Source organism: Nocardioides sp. NPDC023903, assembly GCF_040639295.1.
GTDB lineage: Bacteria > Actinomycetota > Actinomycetes > Propionibacteriales > Nocardioidaceae > Nocardioides.
Window position 1 is genome coordinate 48360 of sequence record NZ_JBEZZS010000016.1, and the last position, 18447, is coordinate 66806.

The window sequence follows — 18447 nt, forward strand, 5'->3', positions numbered from 1 at the left end:
GACGAGATCCCGCGTCGAGTCGGCGCGTTATGACGAGCCGACTCGGCGGGACTCTCGGTCAGGACGAGAAGGGGACCAGCAGGCGGCGCAGGAGGTCGGTGAGCTGGTTCTGCTGGTCGCCCGAGAGGCCGTCGAGGAACTCCCGCTCGGCGGCGAGCAGCGCCTCGAAGGCGCTGTCGACGGTCGCCTTGCCGTCGGGGGTGAGCCGGACGAGGACACCCCGCCGGTCCGCCGGATCCGGCAGCCGTTCGACGAGTCCTCGGGAGGCGAGTCGGTCGACGCGGTTGGTCATGGTCCCGCTGGTCACCAGGGTCTCGCGCAGCAGCCGGCCCGGGGAGAGCTCGTAGGGGTCGCCCGCTCGGCGCAGTGCGGCGAGTACGTCGAACTCCCACGACTCGATCCCGGAACCGGAGAACGCGTCGCGTCGAGCGAGATCGAGGTGACGCGAGAGGCGGGAGAGACGCGAGAAGATCTCGACGGGACCGAGGTCCAGGTCGGGCCGCTCGTGTGCCCAGGCCTCGCTCAGGTCGTCGACTTCGTCGCGCATGGCGAGAGCGTAGCCCAAGTTCGCCTCATCGAGAATCTTGACATCGAGACAAGTCGAGGGGACGATCGGAATATCTTGACATCAAGAGAAATCGAGAGGACGTACGCCATGACCGCATGGGATCCCGAGCGCTACCTGACCTACTCCGACGAGCGAGGTCGCCCGTTCGTCGATCTCCTTCGCCGGGTCGACGCGGATCGTCCGAAGACCGTGGTCGACCTGGGATGTGGCCCCGGAAACCTGACCGCCCTCGCGGCCGGCCGCTGGCCGGAGGCCAGGGTCGTCGGTCTCGACTCCAGCGCGCCGATGATCGACAAGGCACGCGCGACCATCCATGGTGTCGACTTCGCGGTGGCGGACCTTCGTGACTGGGCCGACTCGGTTGTGCCGGCATCGGTCGACGTACTCCTCTCCAATGCCACCCTCCAGTGGGTCCCTGGCCATCTGGACCTGCTCCCTGCGCTCGCCGGCGCGGTCGCGGCGGGCGGCTGGTTCGCCTTCCAGGTGCCGGGCAACTTCGACGAGCCCAGCCACCGGCTCCGCGAGGAGCTGGCCGCCGAGGAGCCGTACGCCGAGCACGCCCGCCACCTCGAGGCGCCCGGGTCGCATGACCCGGCCGACTACTACGACGTGCTGGTGGGGGAGGGCTTCGAGGTCGATGCCTGGGAGACGACGTACCTCCACGTGCTGACCGGCGAGGACCCGGTCTTCACCTGGATCGCCGGAACGAGCCTCCGTCCCACGGCTGCCGCGCTGGAGAAGGCCGGTCTCTTCGAGCTGTTCGCCGAGGAGCTCAAGAACCGTCTGGCACAGGCCTATCCCGTACGAAACGATTCGGTAGGAAACAGTTTCGTCCTGCTCCCGTTCCGCCGCGTCTTCGTGGTCGCCCGCAGACTGGCGGCATGATGCGGATCCATCACGTGCAGGTCGGCATGCCCACGGGCCACGAGGACGAGGCCCGAACCTTCTACGCCGACGGCCTCGGGCTGACCGAGGTGCCGAAGCCGGCCGAGCTGGCCAAGCGCGGTGGCGCGTGGTTCCGCTCGCCAGGCGGCGCGGAGATCCATCTCGGCGTCGAGGATCCGCACCGCCCGCAGGCCAAGGCTCATCCCGCCCTGGCGGTCGAGACCGAGGCAGACCTGGAGGCCACCGGCGCGAGGCTGGCGCGGCTTGGCTTCGACGTCGACTGGAGCCAGCGCCACAACGCTGACGGATTCGAGCGCTTCCACGTCCGCGATCCGTTCGGCAACCGCGTCGAGATCGTGTGGCCAACGGGCAACTAGCACGAACTTCGGTCCCGTGTAGGCGAAAACCGGAATCAACTAAAAAGAACCGTAACGCCGACTGGTCTGGACCGTTGTCCCCCGGGGGATACAACAACGAGCCAGGAATGATGCCAGAAACGATGGAAGGCAAGACTTTGACTGACGACGTGACCGTCCCCCAACCTCGGGACGCGGAGACGACGAGCGTGGTCAATCGAGTCCGCCGGGCTCAGGGCCAGCTCGGTGGCGTGCTCCGCATGATTGAAGACGGCCGCGAGCTCGCCGATGTGGTCGGCCAGCTCAAGGCAGTGACTCGGGCCCTCGACAAGGCCGCTTTCGCGCTGCTCTCCAACGAGCTGCGCCGCGCGCACGCCGACGGAGATCGCCCGGAGCAGATCGAGGAGCTCGAGAAGGTCTTCCTCTCCCTCTCCTGATCTCGGGCCAGGAGAGGGGAGGAGGTTACCCTCGGGTAACCTGACTGCCATGAGCCAGCTCTACGACCTCTGGAAGTCCTTCAACCGTGTCCCGGTTGTCGGCAAGCGAGCATTCTCGGTTGGATTCGCGAAGAAGGCGCCCTACTTCGGGTCCATCCACCCGCTGGTCAACCAGTTGCGGCCCAACTACGCCGAGGTCATCGTGCCCAACCGCAAGGGCAACCACAACCACATCGGCACCGTTCACGCCATCGCGCTGTGCAACGGTCTCGAGATGGCCATGGGTGCCCTTGCGGAGGTCACCATCCCGCGCGACAAGCGCTGGATCCCCAAGGGGATGACCGTCTCCTACACCGCCAAGGCCTCCACCGACATCACCTGCATCGCGGAGACCGACCAGGAGCAGTGGGACACCGCTGACGGTGACCTCGCGGTACGCGTCAAGGGCATCCGTGAAGACGGCACCGTGGCCATCGAGGGCACCATCAACCTCTGGGTGACCCCGAAGAAGAAGTAAGAGCAGGTACGCAACGGCCCGCTGCCCCGAGGGCAGCGGGCCGTTGGTTCGTCCTGATGGTGTCAGGCGTTGCCGCCCGGCATGCCGGCTGCGGTCGCCGTTTGCACGTCCGGGTCCTCCGCGGTGCCGACGGGACCGGCGGTGTGACCGACCCTCCGCGTACGGGCCTCGACGACGTTCGCCACGAAACCGAGGATCGTGTTGATTGCGATGTAGATCAGCGCCACGACGATCGCCGCGGGGATCAGGTTGTTGTAGTTGCCCTCGATCTTGTTGATCTGGTTGAGCAGTTCGTCGTAGGCGAGGATGTAGCCGAGGGCGGTGTCCTTGAGCAGGACGACGAGCTGAGCGATGATCGCCGGCAGCATCGAGCGCACGGCCTGAGGCAGCAGGATCGCACGCATCACCTGACCGGGCGAGAGCCCGATCGCGACGCCGGCCTCCGACTGTCCCTTCGGCAGAGCGTTGACACCCGCACGGATGATCTCGGCCAGCACGGAGCCGTTGTAGAGCATGAGTCCGAGGACGACCGCCCAGAAGACGCTGGTCTCGAGCCCGAGCGGCTGCTGCATGAAGTAGATGAACATCATCAGCAGCAGCATCGGGATCGCACGGAAGAACTCCACGATCACACCGCTGGGGACGCTGATGATCCGGCTCTGCGAGAGGCGGCCGACTGCGAGGAGGAACCCGAACGTGAGCGCGAGCACGGCACCGACGGCGAAAGCGCTCAGCGTGCCGATGAGACCAGGGATGAGGAAGTTCTCCCAGACCGGCGCCTCGAGGAATGGCTTCCACTTCTCGGCGTCCCACTGCCCGGTTTCGTCGAACTTGGAGTAGACGAACCAGGCCGCCCAGGCCAGGAACACGAGGGCGATGGCCGAGTAGACCCAGTTGAGCGCCTTGCCGCGGGGTCCGGGGGCGTCGTACAGAACTGAGGCGCTCATTATCGGATCACCGCGAATCGCTTGGCGGCCCAGCCGGCGATGAAGCCGATGGGCAGGGTCAGGATCATGAAGCCCACCGCGAAGATGATGAAGATCAGCAGGATCTGGTCGGAGTTGCGCTCCATCAGCGACTTCATCTGCCCCGACGCCTCGTTGACCATGGTGGCGGTGGTGACACCGATGGTGACGGCGACCGTCGTGTTCTTGGTCATCGCGATCAGTACGCTGGCGAGCGGGTTGATCACCGACCTCAACGCTTGGGGAAGGACGATCAGGCGAAGGTTCTGGGTGAAGGTCAGCCCGATCGCGCGCGCCGCCTCGGCCTGGCCGAGCGGCACCGTGTTGATGCCCGAGCGCAGCACCTCACACACGAAGGTCGAGGTGTAGACGCTGAGTGCGAGGACCGCCAGCCAGAAGTTGTTGCGGTAGATCAGCTCCTCGTTGAAGTTGAGGCCGAGTTGATAGCTCAGTCCGAAGAGCGTGAAGAACATGACCAGGGTCAGTGGAGTGTTGCGGAACGTGTAGACGACGGCCGAGCCGATCCAGCGCAGCACGGGAACCGGTGAAACCCGGAACGTCGCGAGCACCACGCCGAGCAGCAGCGAGAAGATGCCGCTGAAGAAGGCGAGTCTCAAGGTCAGCCCGAACGAGGTCAGGATGGCTGACCCGCTCTCGGAGATGAGGTCCATTGGTCCTTCCAAATTTCTTGCGCTGGACGCGGCGACGGGGCAGGGGAGCAGACTCCCCTGCCCCGCGGATGCCTCAGTAGCGGTCGACGGCCGGCGGCTCCGGCAGCTCGTAGCCGGACTCACCGAGGTTGTCGTTGAACGCCTCTTCCCAAGCGCCGTCCTCGAAGGACTTCTCGATCAGGTCGTTGATCTTGTCGCGGTCCTTGCTGCCCTTGGGCAGACCCACGCCGTAGTTCTCCTCGGAGAACGGCGCACCGACGATCTTGAACTTGCCCGGGTCCTGCTGGGCGTAGCCCGCCAGGATGATGTCGTCGGTGGTCATCGCGTCGAGCTGGCCGCCCTCGATCGCGGTGACGCACTTGCTGTAGGTGTCGAACTCCTGCAGCTGGACGCCCTTGGCGTACTCGTCCTTGACCTTCTGGGCCGAGGTCGAGCCGGTCACCGAGCAGAGCTTCTTGCCGTCGAGCGTGTCGGGGCCGGTGATGTCGGTGTTGTCGGCGGCGACCAGGAGGTCCTGGCCGGCGATGTAGTACGGGCCGGCGAAGTCGACCTCGGCCTTGCGCTCGTCGGTGATCGAGTACGTGGCCAGGATCATGTCGACCGAGCCGTCCTTGAGGAAGGTCTCGCGGTTTGCGGAGACAGCCTCAACCCATTCGATCTGGTCCTCGTCGTAACCGAGGCCCTCGGCGATGTACTCCGCCATGTCGACGTCGAAGCCCGAGTAGTCGCCGTCGGCCTCCTTGAAGCCCAGGCCCGGCTGGTCGAACTTGATGCCGATCTTGATCTTGTCGCCGCCGGCTTCAGTGCCGGTGTCGTCGCTGCCACCACAGGCAGCGAGCGAGCCCGTGAGCGCGAGAGCGCCCAGGGTCGCGGCGATCTTCGTGAACTTCATCGTTTCCACCTTCTGGAGTTAAGGGTTGGTGCCTTGCAGGATGCGCGAGCCCAGGGCTCACCCGAGACGTACGTTCAGTGCTTGAGGATCTTGCCGAGGAAGTCCTTGGCGCGCTCGGACTGCGGGTTGTCGAAGAACTCGGCCGGGGTGTTGGACTCGACGATCTGGCCGTCGGCCATGAAGACGACACGGTCGGCGGCGACACGGGCGAAGCCCATCTCGTGGGTGACCACGATCATGGTCATGCCCTCCTTGGCGAGGCTGACCATGACGTCGAGCACCTCCTTGACCATCTCCGGGTCGAGCGCGGAGGTGGGCTCGTCGAAGAGCATCACCTGCGGCTTCATCGCCAGCGCCCGGGCGATGGCGACGCGCTGCTGCTGACCACCGGAGAGCTGAGCGGGGTACTTGCTCGCCTGGACGCCCACGCCGACCCGGTCGAGCAGCTTCTTGGCCTCGGCCTCGGCCTCGGCCTTCTTGAGCTTGCGCACCTTCATCGGGCCCAGCGTGACGTTCTGAAGGATCGTCTTGTGGGCGAAGAGGTTGAAGCTCTGGAAGACCATCCCGACCTCGGCGCGCAGCTTGGCTAGGCCCTTGCCCTCCGCGGGCAGCTCCTTGCCGTCGAGCTTGATCGTGCCCGAGTCGATCGTCTCCAGGCGGTTGATCGCGCGGCAGAGAGTCGACTTCCCCGAGCCCGAGGGCCCGATCACCACGACGACCTCGCCACGCTTGATCTCCAAGTTGATGTCCTGGAGTACGTGCAGATCGCCGTAGTGCTTGTCGACATGGTCAAGAACCACCAAAGCGTCTCCCGAAGGTGCGCTGGCGGGTTCGGTGTCAAGCACGGTCATGCCGCAGACCTAACCACATCCTGCATTGCACATCTATGACTTGGCCCCGGGTATCGGTTACAACCAGATAACCAACAAGATTCGGTACGCCCGCTGCGCCGGTCATCCGCGCTGGATTCCTCGACGTGGCCCCTACGGTCGTACGCTTGAAGGCGCTATGACTACGTCGATCGCCTCTGGCTCCGCTTCGGCGGTGCGCACCTACGAAGTCCGCACCTACGGGTGCCAGATGAACGTCCACGACTCCGAGCGCCTCTCGGGGCTGCTGGAGGATGCGGGCTATCGCAAGGCGACCGAGGGCGCCCAGGCGGACGTGGTCGTCTTCAACACCTGCGCCGTCCGGGAGAACGCCGACAACAAGCTCTACGGCAACCTCTCCCACCTGGCCCCGATCAAGCAGGCCAACCCGGACCTTCAGATCGCCGTCGGCGGCTGCCTCGCGCAGAAGGACCGGGCGACGATCACCGAGAAGGCGCCGTACGTCGACGTGGTGTTCGGGACGCACAACATCGGCTCGCTCCCGGTGCTGCTCGAGCGGGCTCGGGTGCAGGAGGAGGCCCAGGTCGAGATCCTGGAGTCCCTCGAGGTCTTCCCTTCCACGCTGCCGACCAAGCGCGAGTCGGCCTATGCCGCTTGGGTGTCGGTGAGCGTGGGCTGCAACAACACCTGCACCTTCTGCATCGTCCCGAGCCTGCGCGGCAAGGAGAAGGACCGCCGGCCGGGCGAGATCCTCGCCGAGATCGAGGCGCTCGTCGCCGAGGGTGTCACCGAGGTCACCCTGCTGGGCCAGAACGTCAATGCCTACGGCGTCGAGTTCGGCGACCGGCAGGCCTTCTCGAAACTGCTGCGCGCCTGTGGCGAGATCGAGGGGCTGGAGCGGGTGCGGTTCACCAGCCCGCACCCGGCCGAGTTCACCGACGACGTCATCGAGGCGATGGCCGAGACGCCCAACGTGATGCCGTCGCTGCACATGCCGCTGCAGTCCGGCTCCGACCGCGTGCTCAAGGCGATGCGCCGCTCCTACCGGTCGACCAAGTTCCTCGGCATCATCGAGCGCGTCCGCGCGGCGATCCCGAATGCGGCGATCACCACCGACATCATCGTCGGCTTCCCGGGGGAGACCGAGGAGGACTTCCAGGCCACCCTCGACGTGGTCCGCGAGTCGCGCTTCGCCTCCGCCTTCACGTTCCAGTACTCGAAGCGTCCTGGCACTCCCGCCGCCGACCTCCCCGACCAGATCTCTCCCGCGGTCGTCAAGGACCGCTATGGCCGACTCGTCGACCTCGTCAACGAGATCGCCTACGAGGAGAACAAGAAGAACGTCGGACGTACGCTCGAGCTGATGGTCGCCGAGGGTGAGGGCCGCAAGGACTCCGAGACCCACCGGCTCTCGGGTCGCGCTCCCGACAACCGGCTGGTCCACTTCAACGTGGCCGGGGCCGAGGGCGTACGTCCTGGCGACATGGTGAAGGTCGAGGTCACCTACGCGGCTCCGCACCACCTGGTTGCCGACAACCCCGTGCTCGAGGTACGCCGCACGCGTTCCGGCGACGCCTGGGAGGCGCGCCAGGGCCGACCCGAGCCCGAGGCCGCTTCGGTCGGGCTGGGCATGCCGTCGGTCGGGGTGCCCGCTCCGCTGCCCGCCGCACCGGCCTGCGGCTGATCGTGCGGCGTCACGTTACTCGGACAGCAAATTCTCCGTAACTCCGTTCCCCCGAGGGTATTTCTGCCCTAGCCTGAGGCAACTTGTCTCAGGAAGGGATACCCCCATGTCGATTCCCAAGCTGGTCAACAGAGCAGCGGCGATGGGCGCACTCGGTGTTCTCGTGGCATCAGGCCTGGCAGCCGCGGCCCCCGCGGGCGCGATGCAGGCGTCCGCGGGAGGCGATGCCTGCTTCGACCCGCACGAGGTCGGCGCCGCCCGCGTCGCCGAAGGGGCCAAGCAGGTCCGCGACACGAACCATCTGACCGCGAAGCAGGCCGAGGCCAAGGAGAAGGCGCTCTCCAGCGCGCTGGCCGCGCAGGGGAAGAAGGGCGGCACCGCCAACCTCGCCGCGACGACCATCCCGACCTACATCCACGTCATCCAGGAAAACGCCACCACCGGCGTCGTTCCGCAGGCGAACATCGACGCCCAGATCGACGTGCTCAACGCGGCGTACGCCGGCACGCCGTTCTCCTTCGAGGTCGCCGGCCAAGAGACCACGATCAACCCGGCCTGGTACCCGATCATCTCCGGCTCGGCCGGCGAGCGGGACATGAAGGCGGCCCTGCGCCAGGGCGGCGACAACGCGCTCAACGTCTACATCGGCGAGATCGACGACGGCCTGCTCGGCTGGGCGACCTTCCCGACCAAGAACATCTCGTCCCAGGACGGTGTGGTCATCCTCGGCGAGTCGCTGCCGGGCGGCTCGGCGGCGCCGTACGACGAGGGCGACACGGCCACGCACGAGGTCGGCCACTGGCTGCACCTCTACCACACCTTCCAGGGTGGCTGTCGCGGCAAGGGTGACCAGGTCGCCGACACCCCGGCCGAGGCCGCGCCGGCCTTCGGCTGCCCGGAGGGCTCCGACACCTGCTCGGCGCCGGGCCTCGACCCGATCCACAACTTCATGGACTACACCGAGGACGCGTGCATGGACGAGTTCACGCCGGGTCAGGTGCAGCGCATGATCGACGGGTGGGTGGCGTACCGCGCCTGATCGCTGCTCGACTCTTGGTGAGATCTCTGTGAAATGCGCCGAGCGCCGGGTCCCTTGCGGGCCCGGCGCTCGATCCGTGTGATCAGCAGAGCTGAATCAGTACTGCGACTGGCTCTGCTCGCCGCCGAAGCCGCCCTCGTTCGAGCCCTCGTCGGAGCCGTAGGAGGAGCCCTCGGACTGCTCCTGGCCGCCGCCGAAGCCGCCCTCGTTGGACTGCTCGCCGCCGCCGAAGCCACCCTCGCTCTGGCCACCCTCGGAGCCGTAGGACGAGCCGCCCTCGTTGGACTCCTGGCCGCCGAAGCTGCCCTCGGAATGCTCGCCGCCACCGTAGGAGCTGCCCTCGTTGGACTGCTCACCGTAGGAGGAGCCGCCCTCGCTCGAGCCCTCGTCGGAGCCGTAGGAGGAGCCCTCGGACTGCTCCTGGCCGCCGCCGAAGCCACCCTCGTTGGACTGCTCGCCGCCGAAGCCGCCCTCGCTCTGGCCACCCTCCTGGCCGCCGAAGCCGCCCTCCTGGCCGTAGTTCTGCTGCTCGTCGCTGTTGCCGTAGTTCTCAGACATATTGGTCCACACTTCCGAGTAGTTGTGATTGGACCGGAATCGAACGTACATCGCACGTCCGCCCCCCGGCTGCCCCATTCGTGAGACGAGAATGAGACGGTCTAGACCGTTCCATGTGACGGCACAAGTCGCAACAGGTTCGTAACAGTGTTTCGAAAGTCGATACGTAAAAAGTCAGCTGGGTGTAACGCGAAATAAACGCGAGGCGGGGAGCAACCCGGTGTGGGTCGCTCCCCGCCTCGTGGCGTGTGGAGGGCTCAGTTGCCGCCGTCCAGCTTCTCTGCTTCGTTCTTGGCAGTCTCGACGCCCTGGTCGATCTGGTCGCTGAACTTGCCACCGGTCTTCTCGTCGGCGATCTCGCCGGCCTTGTCCAGGCCCTCGCCGACCTTGTCGGCGCCGATCTTGTCGATGCCCTGCTGGGCGAGATCCTTAGCCTTGTCCAAGAAGCTCATGCTTCCCCCTCTTGATCGGTCGGCTCCCCGTTTGAGCCAACTTGCGGCCAGACTAACTGCATGGAGTACGACAGCAACAGGGGGACACGCGACCCGGATGGGTCATCTGGGCTACGCGACTTGGGATCTTTTCCCCTGTCCGCCACCCCGATCGTGGCCGTCGTCGGAGCCACCGCAGCGGGGAAGACGTCGCTCTCCCTCGACCTCGCCGAGACCCTCGGTGGCGAGATCATCAACACCGACGCGATGCAGGTCTATCGCGGCATGGACATCGGGACGGCGAAGCTTCCGGTCGAGGAGCGGCGCGGGATCCCACACCATCTGCTCGACCTCCTCGACATCGCCGAACCGGCCTCCGTCGCCGACTTCCAGGCGCTGGCGCGCGAGGAGATCGCGACGCTCCGGAAAGCGGGGAGAACGCCCGTGCTGGTCGGCGGCAGCGCCCTCTACACGCGCGCGATCCTGGACCGGTTCGAGTTCCCCGGCACCTCGAACGAGGTGCGTGAGCGTCTGGAGAAGGAGCTCGAAACCGCAGGTGAGAAGGCACTTCACGACCGCCTGCGAGCTCTCGACCCGGTCGCGGCGGAGCGGATCGAGATCGACAACGGTCGTCGCGTCGTACGCGCTCTGGAGGTCATCGAGCTGACCGGCGAGCCGTTCAGCGCACGACTGCCCGAGCAGGTCTACCACGACCCGGCCTCCATCCAGATCGGCGTCGACATCTCCCGAGAAGCTCTGGACGTACGCATCCGGCAGCGGGTCTCGGAGATGTTCGAGTCCGGTTTCGTCGACGAGGTGGCCCGGCTCCTGGAGGCCGGTCTGGGGCGGTCGCGGACCGCGTCGAAGGCCATCGGCTACAAGGAGGTCGCCGCCTACCTCGCGGGCGAGACGACGCTGGAGGAGGCGATGGAGCGGACCGCCATCAAGACCCGGCAGTTCGCCCGGCGCCAGGACGCCTGGTTCCGCAAGGATCCGCGGGTCGTATGGGTCTCATATGATGATCCGGCCCGTCTCGACAAGGCCGTTGCGGCGGTGCGGAGGTTGGGACTGTGAGCATAAGCGAGCGTCAGCGAGCGACAATCGGCTTCAGGCCGTCGCGTCCGTATCCTTGCCTCTGTCCAACGGAGGCGACGGCATGAACGTGCGGGACCGTCTGCGGGAGCTGCTGGACGCGGTGCTCGACGGGGCCGACGCCGGAGAGCCACGCACGCTGGCGCAGATGGCCGGCGACGCCTACACCTCGCCCTACCACTTCAACCGGCTGCTCTCCCGAGGCGCGGGCGAGCCGCCGGTGGCGATGCGGCGCCGGGTGATGCTGGAGAGGGCCGCGTGGCAGCTGCAGCACGGTGGCACGGTGACCGATGCCGCCTGGGCCGCTGGCTACGAGTCCGTGGAGGGGTTCTCGCGGGCCTATGCAAAGGCCTTCGGGCACCCGCCGAGCACCACCGCGGTCAGCCACTGGCTGCCGGCGCCGAACGGGATCCACTTCCACCCGCCGGAGTCGCTGTGGGTCGACTCCCAGGAGCGGGTGCTCTCTCCGCTGACCGAGCAGCTCGTCATGCACGACCTCGACGACACCAGAGCGCTGCTGGACCTCGCCAAGGGTCTGTCCGCGGAGGTGCTCACCGAGGTGCGGCTCGCCGACCACGAGGTGCTGGAGTGGGACGGCCCGGAGGAGTCGCTGGCGCAGGTCCTGGAGGCGACGGTCTGGGCAAAGGAGTGCTGGGTCGCCTCCATCGAAGGCCTCTCGATGCCGGTCCGGCGCCCCTTCGACTCGGTCGTCGCGCTGATCGAACGCCACGAGGCCGTGGCGGCGCGTTGGCTGGCGGTCGTACGCGACATCGAGCGCCGCGGGGCCTGGGAGGACCGGCTCATCGACGCCCTGTGCGAGCCGCCGGAGAGCTTCCAGATCGGGTCGGTGGTCGCCCACGTCCTGACGTACGCAGCCCATCGGCGTCTGCTGGCCCGGATGATGCTCCGGATGGCCGGTGTCGAGGTCGACCGGGGCGACCCGATCGAGTGGCTGCGGGCCCGCCGCGGCGAGGTGCCGTCCGTCTGAGCTGGGGACGAAATGATTCGGCCGCCCACGCGGCCGCCTCGTACCCTGAGGCCGTGACCCCTACCTGGACTGAGATCAGCACGCTCGAGGAGCTCGTCGACCTGGTCGGCGTGCCGCAGGAGCGGGCGATGACCAAGGGGCGCCCGGCGCTCCTCGACATCGACAGGGAGTGGCTCGCCGCGACGCCGTTTTGCGTGCTCGCGACCTCGGACGCCGAGGGCAACTGCGACGCCTCGCCCAAGGGGGACCCGGCCGGGTCGCTGGTGCACGTCATCGACGACAAGACGATCGCGATCGCGGAGCGGCCGGGCAACAAGCGCGTCGACGGCTACCGCAACGTACTCGCCAACCCGCACGTCGGGCTCAACTTCCTGATCCCGGGCCGCGGCGACACGCTGCGGATCAACGGCCGTGCCCGGCTGGTCTCGGACGCGTCGTTCTTCGACGAGATGGTCGTGAAGGGCAAGCGACCGATCCTCGCCCTGGTCGTCGACATCGACGACATCTTCTTCCACTGTGCGAAGGCGTTCCTGCGCTCGGGCCTGTGGGACCCGGAGACGTGGGACCCCGACCACCTCCCCAAGCGTGCGGTCATCGCCAAGCAGGTCGAGAACGACCCGCGTACGCTTGCGGAGATGGAGGACTACTACCGCACCGACACCTACTCGAAGTTCCTCTACTGATGTCCTACGCTTTCTTGAAGGGGCACGGCACGGAGAACGACTTCGTGCTGCTGCCGGACGTCGACGGGTCGGTGCACGGCGCCCTCTCGGACGAGGAGATGGCCGATCGGGTCCGGGCGCTGTGCGACCGCCGGGCCGGCATCGGCGGCGACGGGATCCTGCGGGTGATCCGGACCGCCGCCTACACCGGTGAGGACCGTCCGGTCAGCGACGCCGAGTGGTTCATGGACTACCGCAACGCCGACGGCACCCGGGCCGAGATGTGCGGCAACGGCACCCGGGTCTTCGCGGAGTATCTGCGCTCGGTCGGGCTCGCCGGTGACGAGGTCACCTTCGCCACCCGCGCGGGCGACAAGATCCTGCGGGCGTCGGGAGACGTGTGGACCGCCGACCTGGGCTCGCCGAAGCTGCTCGGGTCGACCCAGGTCACCGTCGCCCACCACTTCTGGTCGGCATGCAACGTCGACATGGGCAATCCGCACGCTGCCGCGGAGGTCGACTCGATCGATCCCCACGGCCCCGTCGGTGACCTCTACGACTCCCCGATCTTCGACGAGACGGTCTACCCGCACGGCGTCAACGTCGAGTTCTTCGAGCGCGTCGCCGAGCGTCACGTCGCGATGCGGGTCTTCGAGCGCGGCGCGGGCGAGACCCGCTCCTGCGGCACCGGAGCCTGTGCGGTGATGGTCGCGGCCGCCGAGGCCGACGGTCTCGCGATCGCGCGCGATGCCGATGTGACGTACCGGGTGGATGTTCCTGGCGGCACGCTCCACGTCACCTGGACGACGGACGACCATGTCCTGCTCGCCGGGCCGGCCGTCCTGATCGCCGAGGGCACCACGTCTCTCTGACCGCGAGACGGTTAACGGGTATTCACCACCGTGAGGGTGGTCACGTCTATGGTGCTGCCCATGGAGTTGACTGATAGCACAGCGATCGTGACCGGTGCGGCCAGTGGGATCGGGGCGGCGACCGCCCGGGCGCTGGCGGCCAAGGGTGCGACGGTGATCGTCGCGGACATGCAGAAGGACAAGGGCGAGGCCCTGGCGGAGGAGATCAAGGGCCTGTTCGTGCCCGTCGATGTCACCGACACCGACCAGATCACCAACGCCGTGGAGAGGGCCGTGGAGATCGCGCCGCTGAAGGCGGTGGTCAACTCGGCCGGGATCGGCTGGGCACAGCGCACCATCGGCCGCGACGGCCAGATCGGCTCGGCGCACGACCTGGATGCGTACAAGAAGGTCATCGCGATCAACTTGATCGGCACCTTCGACATGTGCCGCCAGGCCGCGACCTACATCAGCCGCAACGAGCCGGACGCCAACGGGCAGCGTGGCGCGATCGTCAACCTGGCCAGCGTGGCGGCCTTCGACGGCCAGATCGGACAGGTCTCCTACTCCTCGTCCAAGGGCGGCGTCGTCGGCCTCACCCTCCCGCTCGCACGCGATCTGGCCGCCGTCGGCATCCGCGTCAACACCGTCGCGCCGGGGCTGATCGACACCCCGATCTACGGCGAGGGCCCGGAGTCGGAGGCGTTCAAGGCCAAGCTCGGCGAGAGCGTCCTGTTCCCGCACCGGCTCGGTGAGCCGGCTGAGCTGGCGAGCATGGTCGTGGAGTGTCTGACCAACGACTACATGAACGGCGAGACGATCCGCGTCGACGGTGGCATCCGGATGCCACCGAAGTAAACAAGCCTCAAGAAGTACCCCGACGGCTGGCGCACCGCTAATGTGTGCGCCAGCCGCGGACCGTTTCAGACCGCTCCGCGGGTGTCGGAGCAAGGAGTTCGCATGTCCGATAAGGCGGACACCAGTACGTCGAAGGCGCTCGCGATCATCGAGCCCGGCGAGCCCACGGGGCCGGCGGGAGCCGGCGATCCCCCGCGTGAGCCGCGCCTCACGCGCGAGACGATCGGTGTCATCGCCGGTGCGGCGGGCGTACTGGCCGTGTGCCTGATCGCGACTGCGTTGGTCGCCAACGGCAACGCGGACTCGACCGACGACCGGTCCTGTCTTGGCCCGCAGATGACGGTCGCGGTGGCTCCGGAGGCGGCGACCGTCGTGGGCAACATCCTCGAGGACGCCGGCTGTGGCCAGATCGAGGTGGAGGCGACCAAGACCGACCAGGTCCTCCAGCCGATGGCGCTCGACGGCGACCTCCCCGACGTGTGGATCCCTGACTCCTCGCTCTGGCTCGACCGGATCAACCCCGCGGTCGAGCCGGTGACGCTGCGGGACTCGATGGCCTCCTCGCCGGTCGTGCTCGTCTCCGGAGACGGGCTCACCCGCACCTCCTACGCCGAGGCCTTCGCCGAGGACGACCTGCTGATGGGCGACCCCCAGCGGATGATGAGCGCGCTCGGCACCGCCGTCGCGAGCCAGGGGAAGCCCCAGAACGAGGCCAAGCTGGAGCCGTACGCAGAGCGGCTCGCCTCCGGTGAGGAGGGCGTCGGACCGACCGACTCGGGACGTCTGGCCGAGCTGCAGACCGTCGCGAGCGGGGTGACCGCGACCAGTGAGCAGCAGTGGTCGACGTACGCGCCGATGCTCAAGGCCAGTGCGCCGAAGGAGGGCACGGTGGTCCTCGACTATCCGGTCCTGATCACCGCGGACTCATCGCGCCTCAACTCGATCGCCGCCTCGATCACCAGCCTCGCCCGCGTGCTCGACAGCGGGGCCGCCGACACCGCACTGACCCAGGCCGGGTTCCGCACCACCGGCGCCGGCAAGCCGTCCCCCAACGTGGGGGCCTACACCCGGGTCGACACGGCCACGGTGACGAAGACGGCCTCGGAGTGGAACGCCAGGCTTCGGCCGACCCGGGCGATCGCCGTCATGGACGTCTCCGGCTCGATGGCCTGGCCGTCCGCTCCCGACAGCGCCACGACCCGCCTCCAGCTCACCCAGGAGGCGGCATCGGAGGCCGTCGGTCTCCTTCCCGGAGGCGCCGCGCTCGGGCTCTGGGCGTTCTCCGAGAAGTCCGAGGGCACCCTGGGTGCCGATCACAAGGTGCTCGTCCCCACCCGTCAGCTGGCCTCGAAGAACCAGCGCGCTCAGCTGACCCAGGAGATCGCGGGTCTCACCGAGCGCACCGGTGGCGGCACCTCCCTGCACGACACCGCCTTGGCGGCCTACCAGGCCGCGATCGCCTCCTACGACCCGCTGGCCTCCAACGAGGTGCTCCTCTTCACCGACGGCACCAACGACGATCCCGACTCGATGGACGTCGCCGAGCTCGTAAGCCAGCTCGAGGCTGCCTCCGACCCACGGCGTCCGGTCCGCGTCCTGGGGATCGGGATCACCCCCGACGCCGACCTCGGCACGCTACAGGCGATCGCCGATGCGACGGGCGGGGCGGCGTACGTCGCCGAGCGGCCGGAGGACGTCGGAACCGTTCTTCGAGAGGCTCTCGAGCAGCGCTGAGGCGCGCTCTTGGGCAAGCCTTCAGATAAGCCTTCAGATAAGCATTGTCCCCCGGGTGGTGCGGCGCCGTACCCTTGTTGGTATATGACGAACAACGCACACGATTTTTCACTCGCTGACGAGCTCGAGGCCACCGAGGACTGGGACGCGCTCGACGACGGCTTCGAGAGTGGCTACGTCGACGAGGATCCCGAGGACACTGACCCGACCGTCGGTGCGATGGAGCTCGCCGAGCGGCACGCGCTCAAGCGCGTCGCGAGCCTGCGCACCGAGCTCGAGGACATCACCGAGGTCGAATACCGCCAGCTTCGCCTGGAGCGAGTGGTGCTCGTGGGCGTGTGGGCCGGCGGCACCCAGACCGACGCCGAGAACTCCCTGGCCGAGCTCGCGCTCCTCGCCGAGACGGCCGGTTCGGAGGTGCTCGAGGCGATCTACCAGCGCCGCCAGGCGCCGGACCCCGCGACGTACATCGGACGCGGCAAGGTCGAGGCGCTCAAGGAGATCGTCGCCGCGACCGGCGCCGACACCGTGATCGCCGACGGCGAGCTGGCGCCGAGCCAGCTCAGGAACCTCGAGGACCGCACCGGGGTCAAGGTCGTCGACCGGACCGCGCTGATCCTCGACATCTTCGCCCAGCACGCCAAGTCCCGCGAGGGCCAGGCGCAGGTGGAGCTCGCCCAGCTCAGCTACATGAAGCAGCGGCTTCGTGGTTGGGGTGGCAACCTGTCCCGCCAGGCCGGTGGCCGCGTCGCCGGCGGTGCCGGTATCGGTGGCCGTGGTCCCGGTGAGACCAAGATCGAGACCGACCGCCGCCGGATCAACACCAAGATCGCCAAGCTCAACCGCGAGCTGAAGGCGATGAAGGGCACCCGCGACACCAAGCGTGCCGACCGCAAGCGCCACCACATCCCGGCGGTCGCTATCGCCGGCTACACCAACGCCGGCAAGTCGTCGCTGCTCAACCGGCTCACCGGTGCCGGGGTGCTCGTCGAGGACGCGCTCTTCGCGACCCTGGACCCGACCACCCGCCGCACCACCACCGAGGACGGGCGGGTCTACACGATGTCCGACACCGTCGGGTTCGTGCGTCACCTGCCTCACCAGCTCGTCGAGGCCTTCCGCTCGACGCTGGAGGAGGTCGCCGACGCCGACCTGGTCGTGCACGTCGTCGACGGCTCCCACCCGGACCCCGAGGGTCAGCTGGCGGCGGTGCGCGAGGTCTTCGCCGAGATCGGTGCCAGCGAGGTGCCGGAGCTCGTCGTGATCAACAAGGCCGACATCTCCGACCCGCTGGTGATCGCCAGGCTGCTGCGCGCCGAGCCCCACTCGGTCGCGGTCTCGGCCAAGACCGGCGAGGGCATCGACGCGGCCATCAAGGCCGTCGAGACCGACCTGCCGCGTCCGGGCGTGGAGTTCTCCGCGCTGGTTCCCTACGAGCGGGGTGACCTGGTCAACCGGATCCACCAGCACGGCGAGATCGACCACCTCGAGCACACCGCCGAAGGCACCGTCGTCAAGGGCCGCGCCAATGCGGACCTGGCCGGCGAGCTGGCTGCGTACTCTGCATGATCTTGGGCGCTGATCTCGCCCGCTGATCCGGCGTTGCGACATTGGCGATGACAGGATCGTCCCTCACACTTGGGACGATCAGTCGTCGGAGGGCAGGGATGCGGACACAGGTACGCCACGCGGCGCGCGCCACGATCGTGAGCGCGCTGGTTGGTGCTGTCCTGGTGGCCACCCTCGCGGGCTGTGCCAGCAAGGACGACGGCGCGCTTCCGGGGCAGGATGCGAGCCACGAGAACCACGTGACCCAGGACCTGTGCACCCGGCTGGCCGCGGAGTCGGTGACCCGCGCCTCGGTGGTGACTGGGGCCGGCGAGCGGGTCGTGGTCATCGGCGACTCCTGGGCCTCCGGCTTCGGGCTGGACGACCCCGGCATGTCCTGGCCGCGCTACCTCGACGGTGAGGTGCGCGTCTCCGGCTTCGGTGGCACCGGCTACTCGCACGACCTGATGGAGCGGTGCGGTCCGATCTCGTTCCCCGAGCGGGTCCCCGACGCGGTGGCGCAAGGGGCCGACCTGGTCGTGCTCGAGGGCGGCATCAACGACTCCAAGAGCGACCTCGACGACGTCGAGAAGGGCTTCCGGGCCACCCTGGACGAGCTGAAGGACCACGAGGTCATCGTGCTCAGCGCCCCCAAGGTGAACTCCCGCGCCAAGGCCATCCGGGTCGTCAACAAGATGATGCGGCGGGTCTCGGCGGAGTACGGGGTGACGTACATCAACGTCTTCGACCTCGAGCTGCCCATGCTCGAGGACAACACTCACCTGACGGTCGCTGGCCACATGCAGTTCGGGGAGATCGTCGCCCGGCGGATCGCGGAGAGCCGATCTGAGACTGTCCCCGCCCACGGCTAAAGTTGCCCG

21 protein-coding genes are annotated in these 18447 nt (G+C 67.7%); 14 read left to right on the forward strand and 7 right to left on the reverse strand.

The features are described 5' to 3' along the window. Positions 1-58: 58 nt before the first annotated feature. Positions 59-547, reverse strand: coding sequence for a MarR family transcriptional regulator (locus tag AB0F44_RS17480; RefSeq protein ID WP_357357497.1), 489 nt, complete (start codon positions 545-547; stop codon positions 59-61). A 108-nt stretch (positions 548-655) separates the two neighbouring features. On the opposite strand from AB0F44_RS17480, the gene AB0F44_RS17485 reads away from it, so the two are divergent. From AB0F44_RS17485 to AB0F44_RS17500, 4 genes are all read left to right on the forward strand, one after another. Beyond that, positions 656-1453 (forward strand): methyltransferase domain-containing protein, encoded by a 798-nt coding sequence (locus tag AB0F44_RS17485; protein ID WP_357357498.1) that lies wholly within the window; start codon positions 656-658, stop codon positions 1451-1453. Further along, entirely contained in the window at positions 1450-1830 is a 381-nt protein-coding gene (locus AB0F44_RS17490) for a VOC family protein (protein WP_357357500.1), read from the forward strand. The genes AB0F44_RS17485 and AB0F44_RS17490 overlap by 4 nt, the downstream gene beginning before the upstream one ends. A gap of 149 nt (positions 1831-1979) precedes the next feature. Then, entirely contained in the window at positions 1980-2246 is a 267-nt protein-coding gene (locus AB0F44_RS17495; protein WP_008362591.1) for a metal-sensitive transcriptional regulator, read from the forward strand. Positions 2247-2295: 49 nt separating this feature from the next. Beyond that, a complete protein-coding gene (locus AB0F44_RS17500; protein ID WP_357357502.1) occupies positions 2296-2763 on the forward strand; it encodes a hotdog fold domain-containing protein in 468 nt (155 codons plus the stop codon). Between the two features lie 62 nt (positions 2764-2825). Here the strand turns inward: AB0F44_RS17500 and AB0F44_RS17505 are convergent, their stop codons facing one another. The 4 genes from AB0F44_RS17505 to AB0F44_RS17520 form a co-directional block, all read right to left on the reverse strand. Then, on the reverse strand, positions 2826-3710 hold the full coding sequence (locus AB0F44_RS17505) for an amino acid ABC transporter permease (protein WP_350838568.1): 885 nt from the start codon (positions 3708-3710) through the stop codon (positions 2826-2828). Further along, entirely contained in the window at positions 3710-4399 is a 690-nt protein-coding gene (locus AB0F44_RS17510) for an amino acid ABC transporter permease (protein ID WP_160025440.1), read from the reverse strand. The genes AB0F44_RS17505 and AB0F44_RS17510 overlap by 1 nt, the downstream gene beginning before the upstream one ends. 73 nt (positions 4400-4472) lie before the next feature. Further along, complete coding sequence (locus AB0F44_RS17515) at positions 4473-5291, reverse strand: glutamate ABC transporter substrate-binding protein (RefSeq protein ID WP_357357504.1); 819 nt, start codon at positions 5289-5291, stop codon at positions 4473-4475. A gap of 74 nt (positions 5292-5365) precedes the next feature. After that, complete coding sequence (locus AB0F44_RS17520; protein WP_201451367.1) at positions 5366-6094, reverse strand: amino acid ABC transporter ATP-binding protein; 729 nt, start codon at positions 6092-6094, stop codon at positions 5366-5368. A 205-nt stretch (positions 6095-6299) separates the two neighbouring features. Here AB0F44_RS17520 and miaB point away from each other — a divergent pair, with 205 nt between their 5' ends. Then, positions 6300-7805: a tRNA (N6-isopentenyl adenosine(37)-C2)-methylthiotransferase MiaB gene (gene miaB, locus AB0F44_RS17525; RefSeq protein WP_357357506.1), complete on the forward strand. Its 1506-nt coding sequence runs from the start codon at positions 6300-6302 to the stop codon at positions 7803-7805. Positions 7806-7911: 106 nt separating this feature from the next. Then, positions 7912-8844, forward strand: coding sequence for a zinc metalloprotease (locus AB0F44_RS17530; RefSeq protein ID WP_357357508.1), 933 nt, complete (start codon positions 7912-7914; stop codon positions 8842-8844). Positions 8845-8940: 96 nt separating this feature from the next. Here AB0F44_RS17530 and AB0F44_RS17535 read toward each other — a convergent pair whose 3' ends face one another. Both AB0F44_RS17535 and AB0F44_RS17540 read right to left on the reverse strand, forming a co-directional pair. Continuing rightward, positions 8941-9402, reverse strand: coding sequence for a hypothetical protein (locus AB0F44_RS17535; protein WP_357357510.1), 462 nt, complete (start codon positions 9400-9402; stop codon positions 8941-8943). A 257-nt stretch (positions 9403-9659) separates the two neighbouring features. Continuing rightward, a complete protein-coding gene (locus AB0F44_RS17540; RefSeq protein ID WP_357357512.1) occupies positions 9660-9854 on the reverse strand; it encodes an antitoxin in 195 nt (64 codons plus the stop codon). A 120-nt stretch (positions 9855-9974) separates the two neighbouring features. Here AB0F44_RS17540 and miaA point away from each other — a divergent pair, with 120 nt between their 5' ends. From miaA to AB0F44_RS17580, 8 genes are all read left to right on the forward strand, one after another. Continuing rightward, positions 9975-10907, forward strand: a complete 933-nt coding sequence (miaA, locus tag AB0F44_RS17545; RefSeq protein WP_357357514.1) for a tRNA (adenosine(37)-N6)-dimethylallyltransferase MiaA — start codon at positions 9975-9977, stop codon at positions 10905-10907. A gap of 82 nt (positions 10908-10989) precedes the next feature. Further along, positions 10990-11913, forward strand: a complete 924-nt coding sequence (locus tag AB0F44_RS17550) for a helix-turn-helix transcriptional regulator (RefSeq protein ID WP_357357516.1) — start codon at positions 10990-10992, stop codon at positions 11911-11913. 53 nt (positions 11914-11966) lie between these two features. Beyond that, complete coding sequence (locus tag AB0F44_RS17555; RefSeq protein WP_357357518.1) at positions 11967-12596, forward strand: pyridoxamine 5'-phosphate oxidase family protein; 630 nt, start codon at positions 11967-11969, stop codon at positions 12594-12596. Continuing rightward, entirely contained in the window at positions 12596-13447 is an 852-nt protein-coding gene (gene dapF / locus AB0F44_RS17560; RefSeq protein WP_357357519.1) for a diaminopimelate epimerase, read from the forward strand. The genes AB0F44_RS17555 and dapF overlap by 1 nt, the downstream gene beginning before the upstream one ends. A gap of 60 nt (positions 13448-13507) precedes the next feature. Then, complete coding sequence (locus AB0F44_RS17565) at positions 13508-14284, forward strand: SDR family NAD(P)-dependent oxidoreductase (RefSeq protein WP_091051594.1); 777 nt, start codon at positions 13508-13510, stop codon at positions 14282-14284. A 102-nt stretch (positions 14285-14386) separates the two neighbouring features. Continuing rightward, positions 14387-16018: a VWA domain-containing protein gene (locus tag AB0F44_RS17570; RefSeq protein ID WP_357357521.1), complete on the forward strand. Its 1632-nt coding sequence runs from the start codon at positions 14387-14389 to the stop codon at positions 16016-16018. Positions 16019-16102: 84 nt separating this feature from the next. Further along, positions 16103-17587, forward strand: a complete 1485-nt coding sequence (gene hflX, locus AB0F44_RS17575) for a GTPase HflX (protein WP_357357523.1) — start codon at positions 16103-16105, stop codon at positions 17585-17587. Positions 17588-17685: 98 nt separating this feature from the next. Continuing rightward, positions 17686-18438 (forward strand): SGNH/GDSL hydrolase family protein, encoded by a 753-nt coding sequence (locus tag AB0F44_RS17580; protein WP_357357525.1) that lies wholly within the window; start codon positions 17686-17688, stop codon positions 18436-18438. The last annotated feature ends 9 nt before the right edge of the window (positions 18439-18447 follow it).

What these genes read in the sequence shown, in the direction of transcription:
- AB0F44_RS17480 (WP_357357497.1), bottom strand. Translation starts at nt 547, where the DNA reads ATGCGCGACGAAGTCGACGACCTGAGCGAGGCCTGGGCACACGAGCGG.
- AB0F44_RS17485 (WP_357357498.1), top strand. Translation starts at nt 656, where the DNA reads ATGACCGCATGGGATCCCGAGCGCTACCTGACCTACTCCGACGAGCGA.
- AB0F44_RS17490 (WP_357357500.1), top strand. Translation starts at nt 1,450, where the DNA reads ATGATGCGGATCCATCACGTGCAGGTCGGCATGCCCACGGGCCACGAG.
- AB0F44_RS17500 (WP_357357502.1), top strand. Translation starts at nt 2,296, where the DNA reads ATGAGCCAGCTCTACGACCTCTGGAAGTCCTTCAACCGTGTCCCGGTT.
- AB0F44_RS17505 (WP_350838568.1), bottom strand. Translation starts at nt 3,710, where the DNA reads ATGAGCGCCTCAGTTCTGTACGACGCCCCCGGACCCCGCGGCAAGGCG.
- AB0F44_RS17510 (WP_160025440.1), bottom strand. Translation starts at nt 4,399, where the DNA reads ATGGACCTCATCTCCGAGAGCGGGTCAGCCATCCTGACCTCGTTCGGG.
- AB0F44_RS17515 (WP_357357504.1), bottom strand. Translation starts at nt 5,291, where the DNA reads ATGAAGTTCACGAAGATCGCCGCGACCCTGGGCGCTCTCGCGCTCACG.
- miaB (WP_357357506.1), top strand. Translation starts at nt 6,300, where the DNA reads ATGACTACGTCGATCGCCTCTGGCTCCGCTTCGGCGGTGCGCACCTAC.
- AB0F44_RS17530 (WP_357357508.1), top strand. Translation starts at nt 7,912, where the DNA reads ATGTCGATTCCCAAGCTGGTCAACAGAGCAGCGGCGATGGGCGCACTC.
- AB0F44_RS17535 (WP_357357510.1), bottom strand. Translation starts at nt 9,402, where the DNA reads ATGTCTGAGAACTACGGCAACAGCGACGAGCAGCAGAACTACGGCCAG.
- AB0F44_RS17540 (WP_357357512.1), bottom strand. Translation starts at nt 9,854, where the DNA reads ATGAGCTTCTTGGACAAGGCTAAGGATCTCGCCCAGCAGGGCATCGAC.
- AB0F44_RS17550 (WP_357357516.1), top strand. Translation starts at nt 10,990, where the DNA reads ATGAACGTGCGGGACCGTCTGCGGGAGCTGCTGGACGCGGTGCTCGAC.
- dapF (WP_357357519.1), top strand. Translation starts at nt 12,596, where the DNA reads ATGTCCTACGCTTTCTTGAAGGGGCACGGCACGGAGAACGACTTCGTG.
- AB0F44_RS17565 (WP_091051594.1), top strand. Translation starts at nt 13,508, where the DNA reads ATGGAGTTGACTGATAGCACAGCGATCGTGACCGGTGCGGCCAGTGGG.
- AB0F44_RS17570 (WP_357357521.1), top strand. Translation starts at nt 14,387, where the DNA reads ATGTCCGATAAGGCGGACACCAGTACGTCGAAGGCGCTCGCGATCATC.
- hflX (WP_357357523.1), top strand. Translation starts at nt 16,103, where the DNA reads ATGACGAACAACGCACACGATTTTTCACTCGCTGACGAGCTCGAGGCC.
- AB0F44_RS17580 (WP_357357525.1), top strand. Translation starts at nt 17,686, where the DNA reads ATGCGGACACAGGTACGCCACGCGGCGCGCGCCACGATCGTGAGCGCG.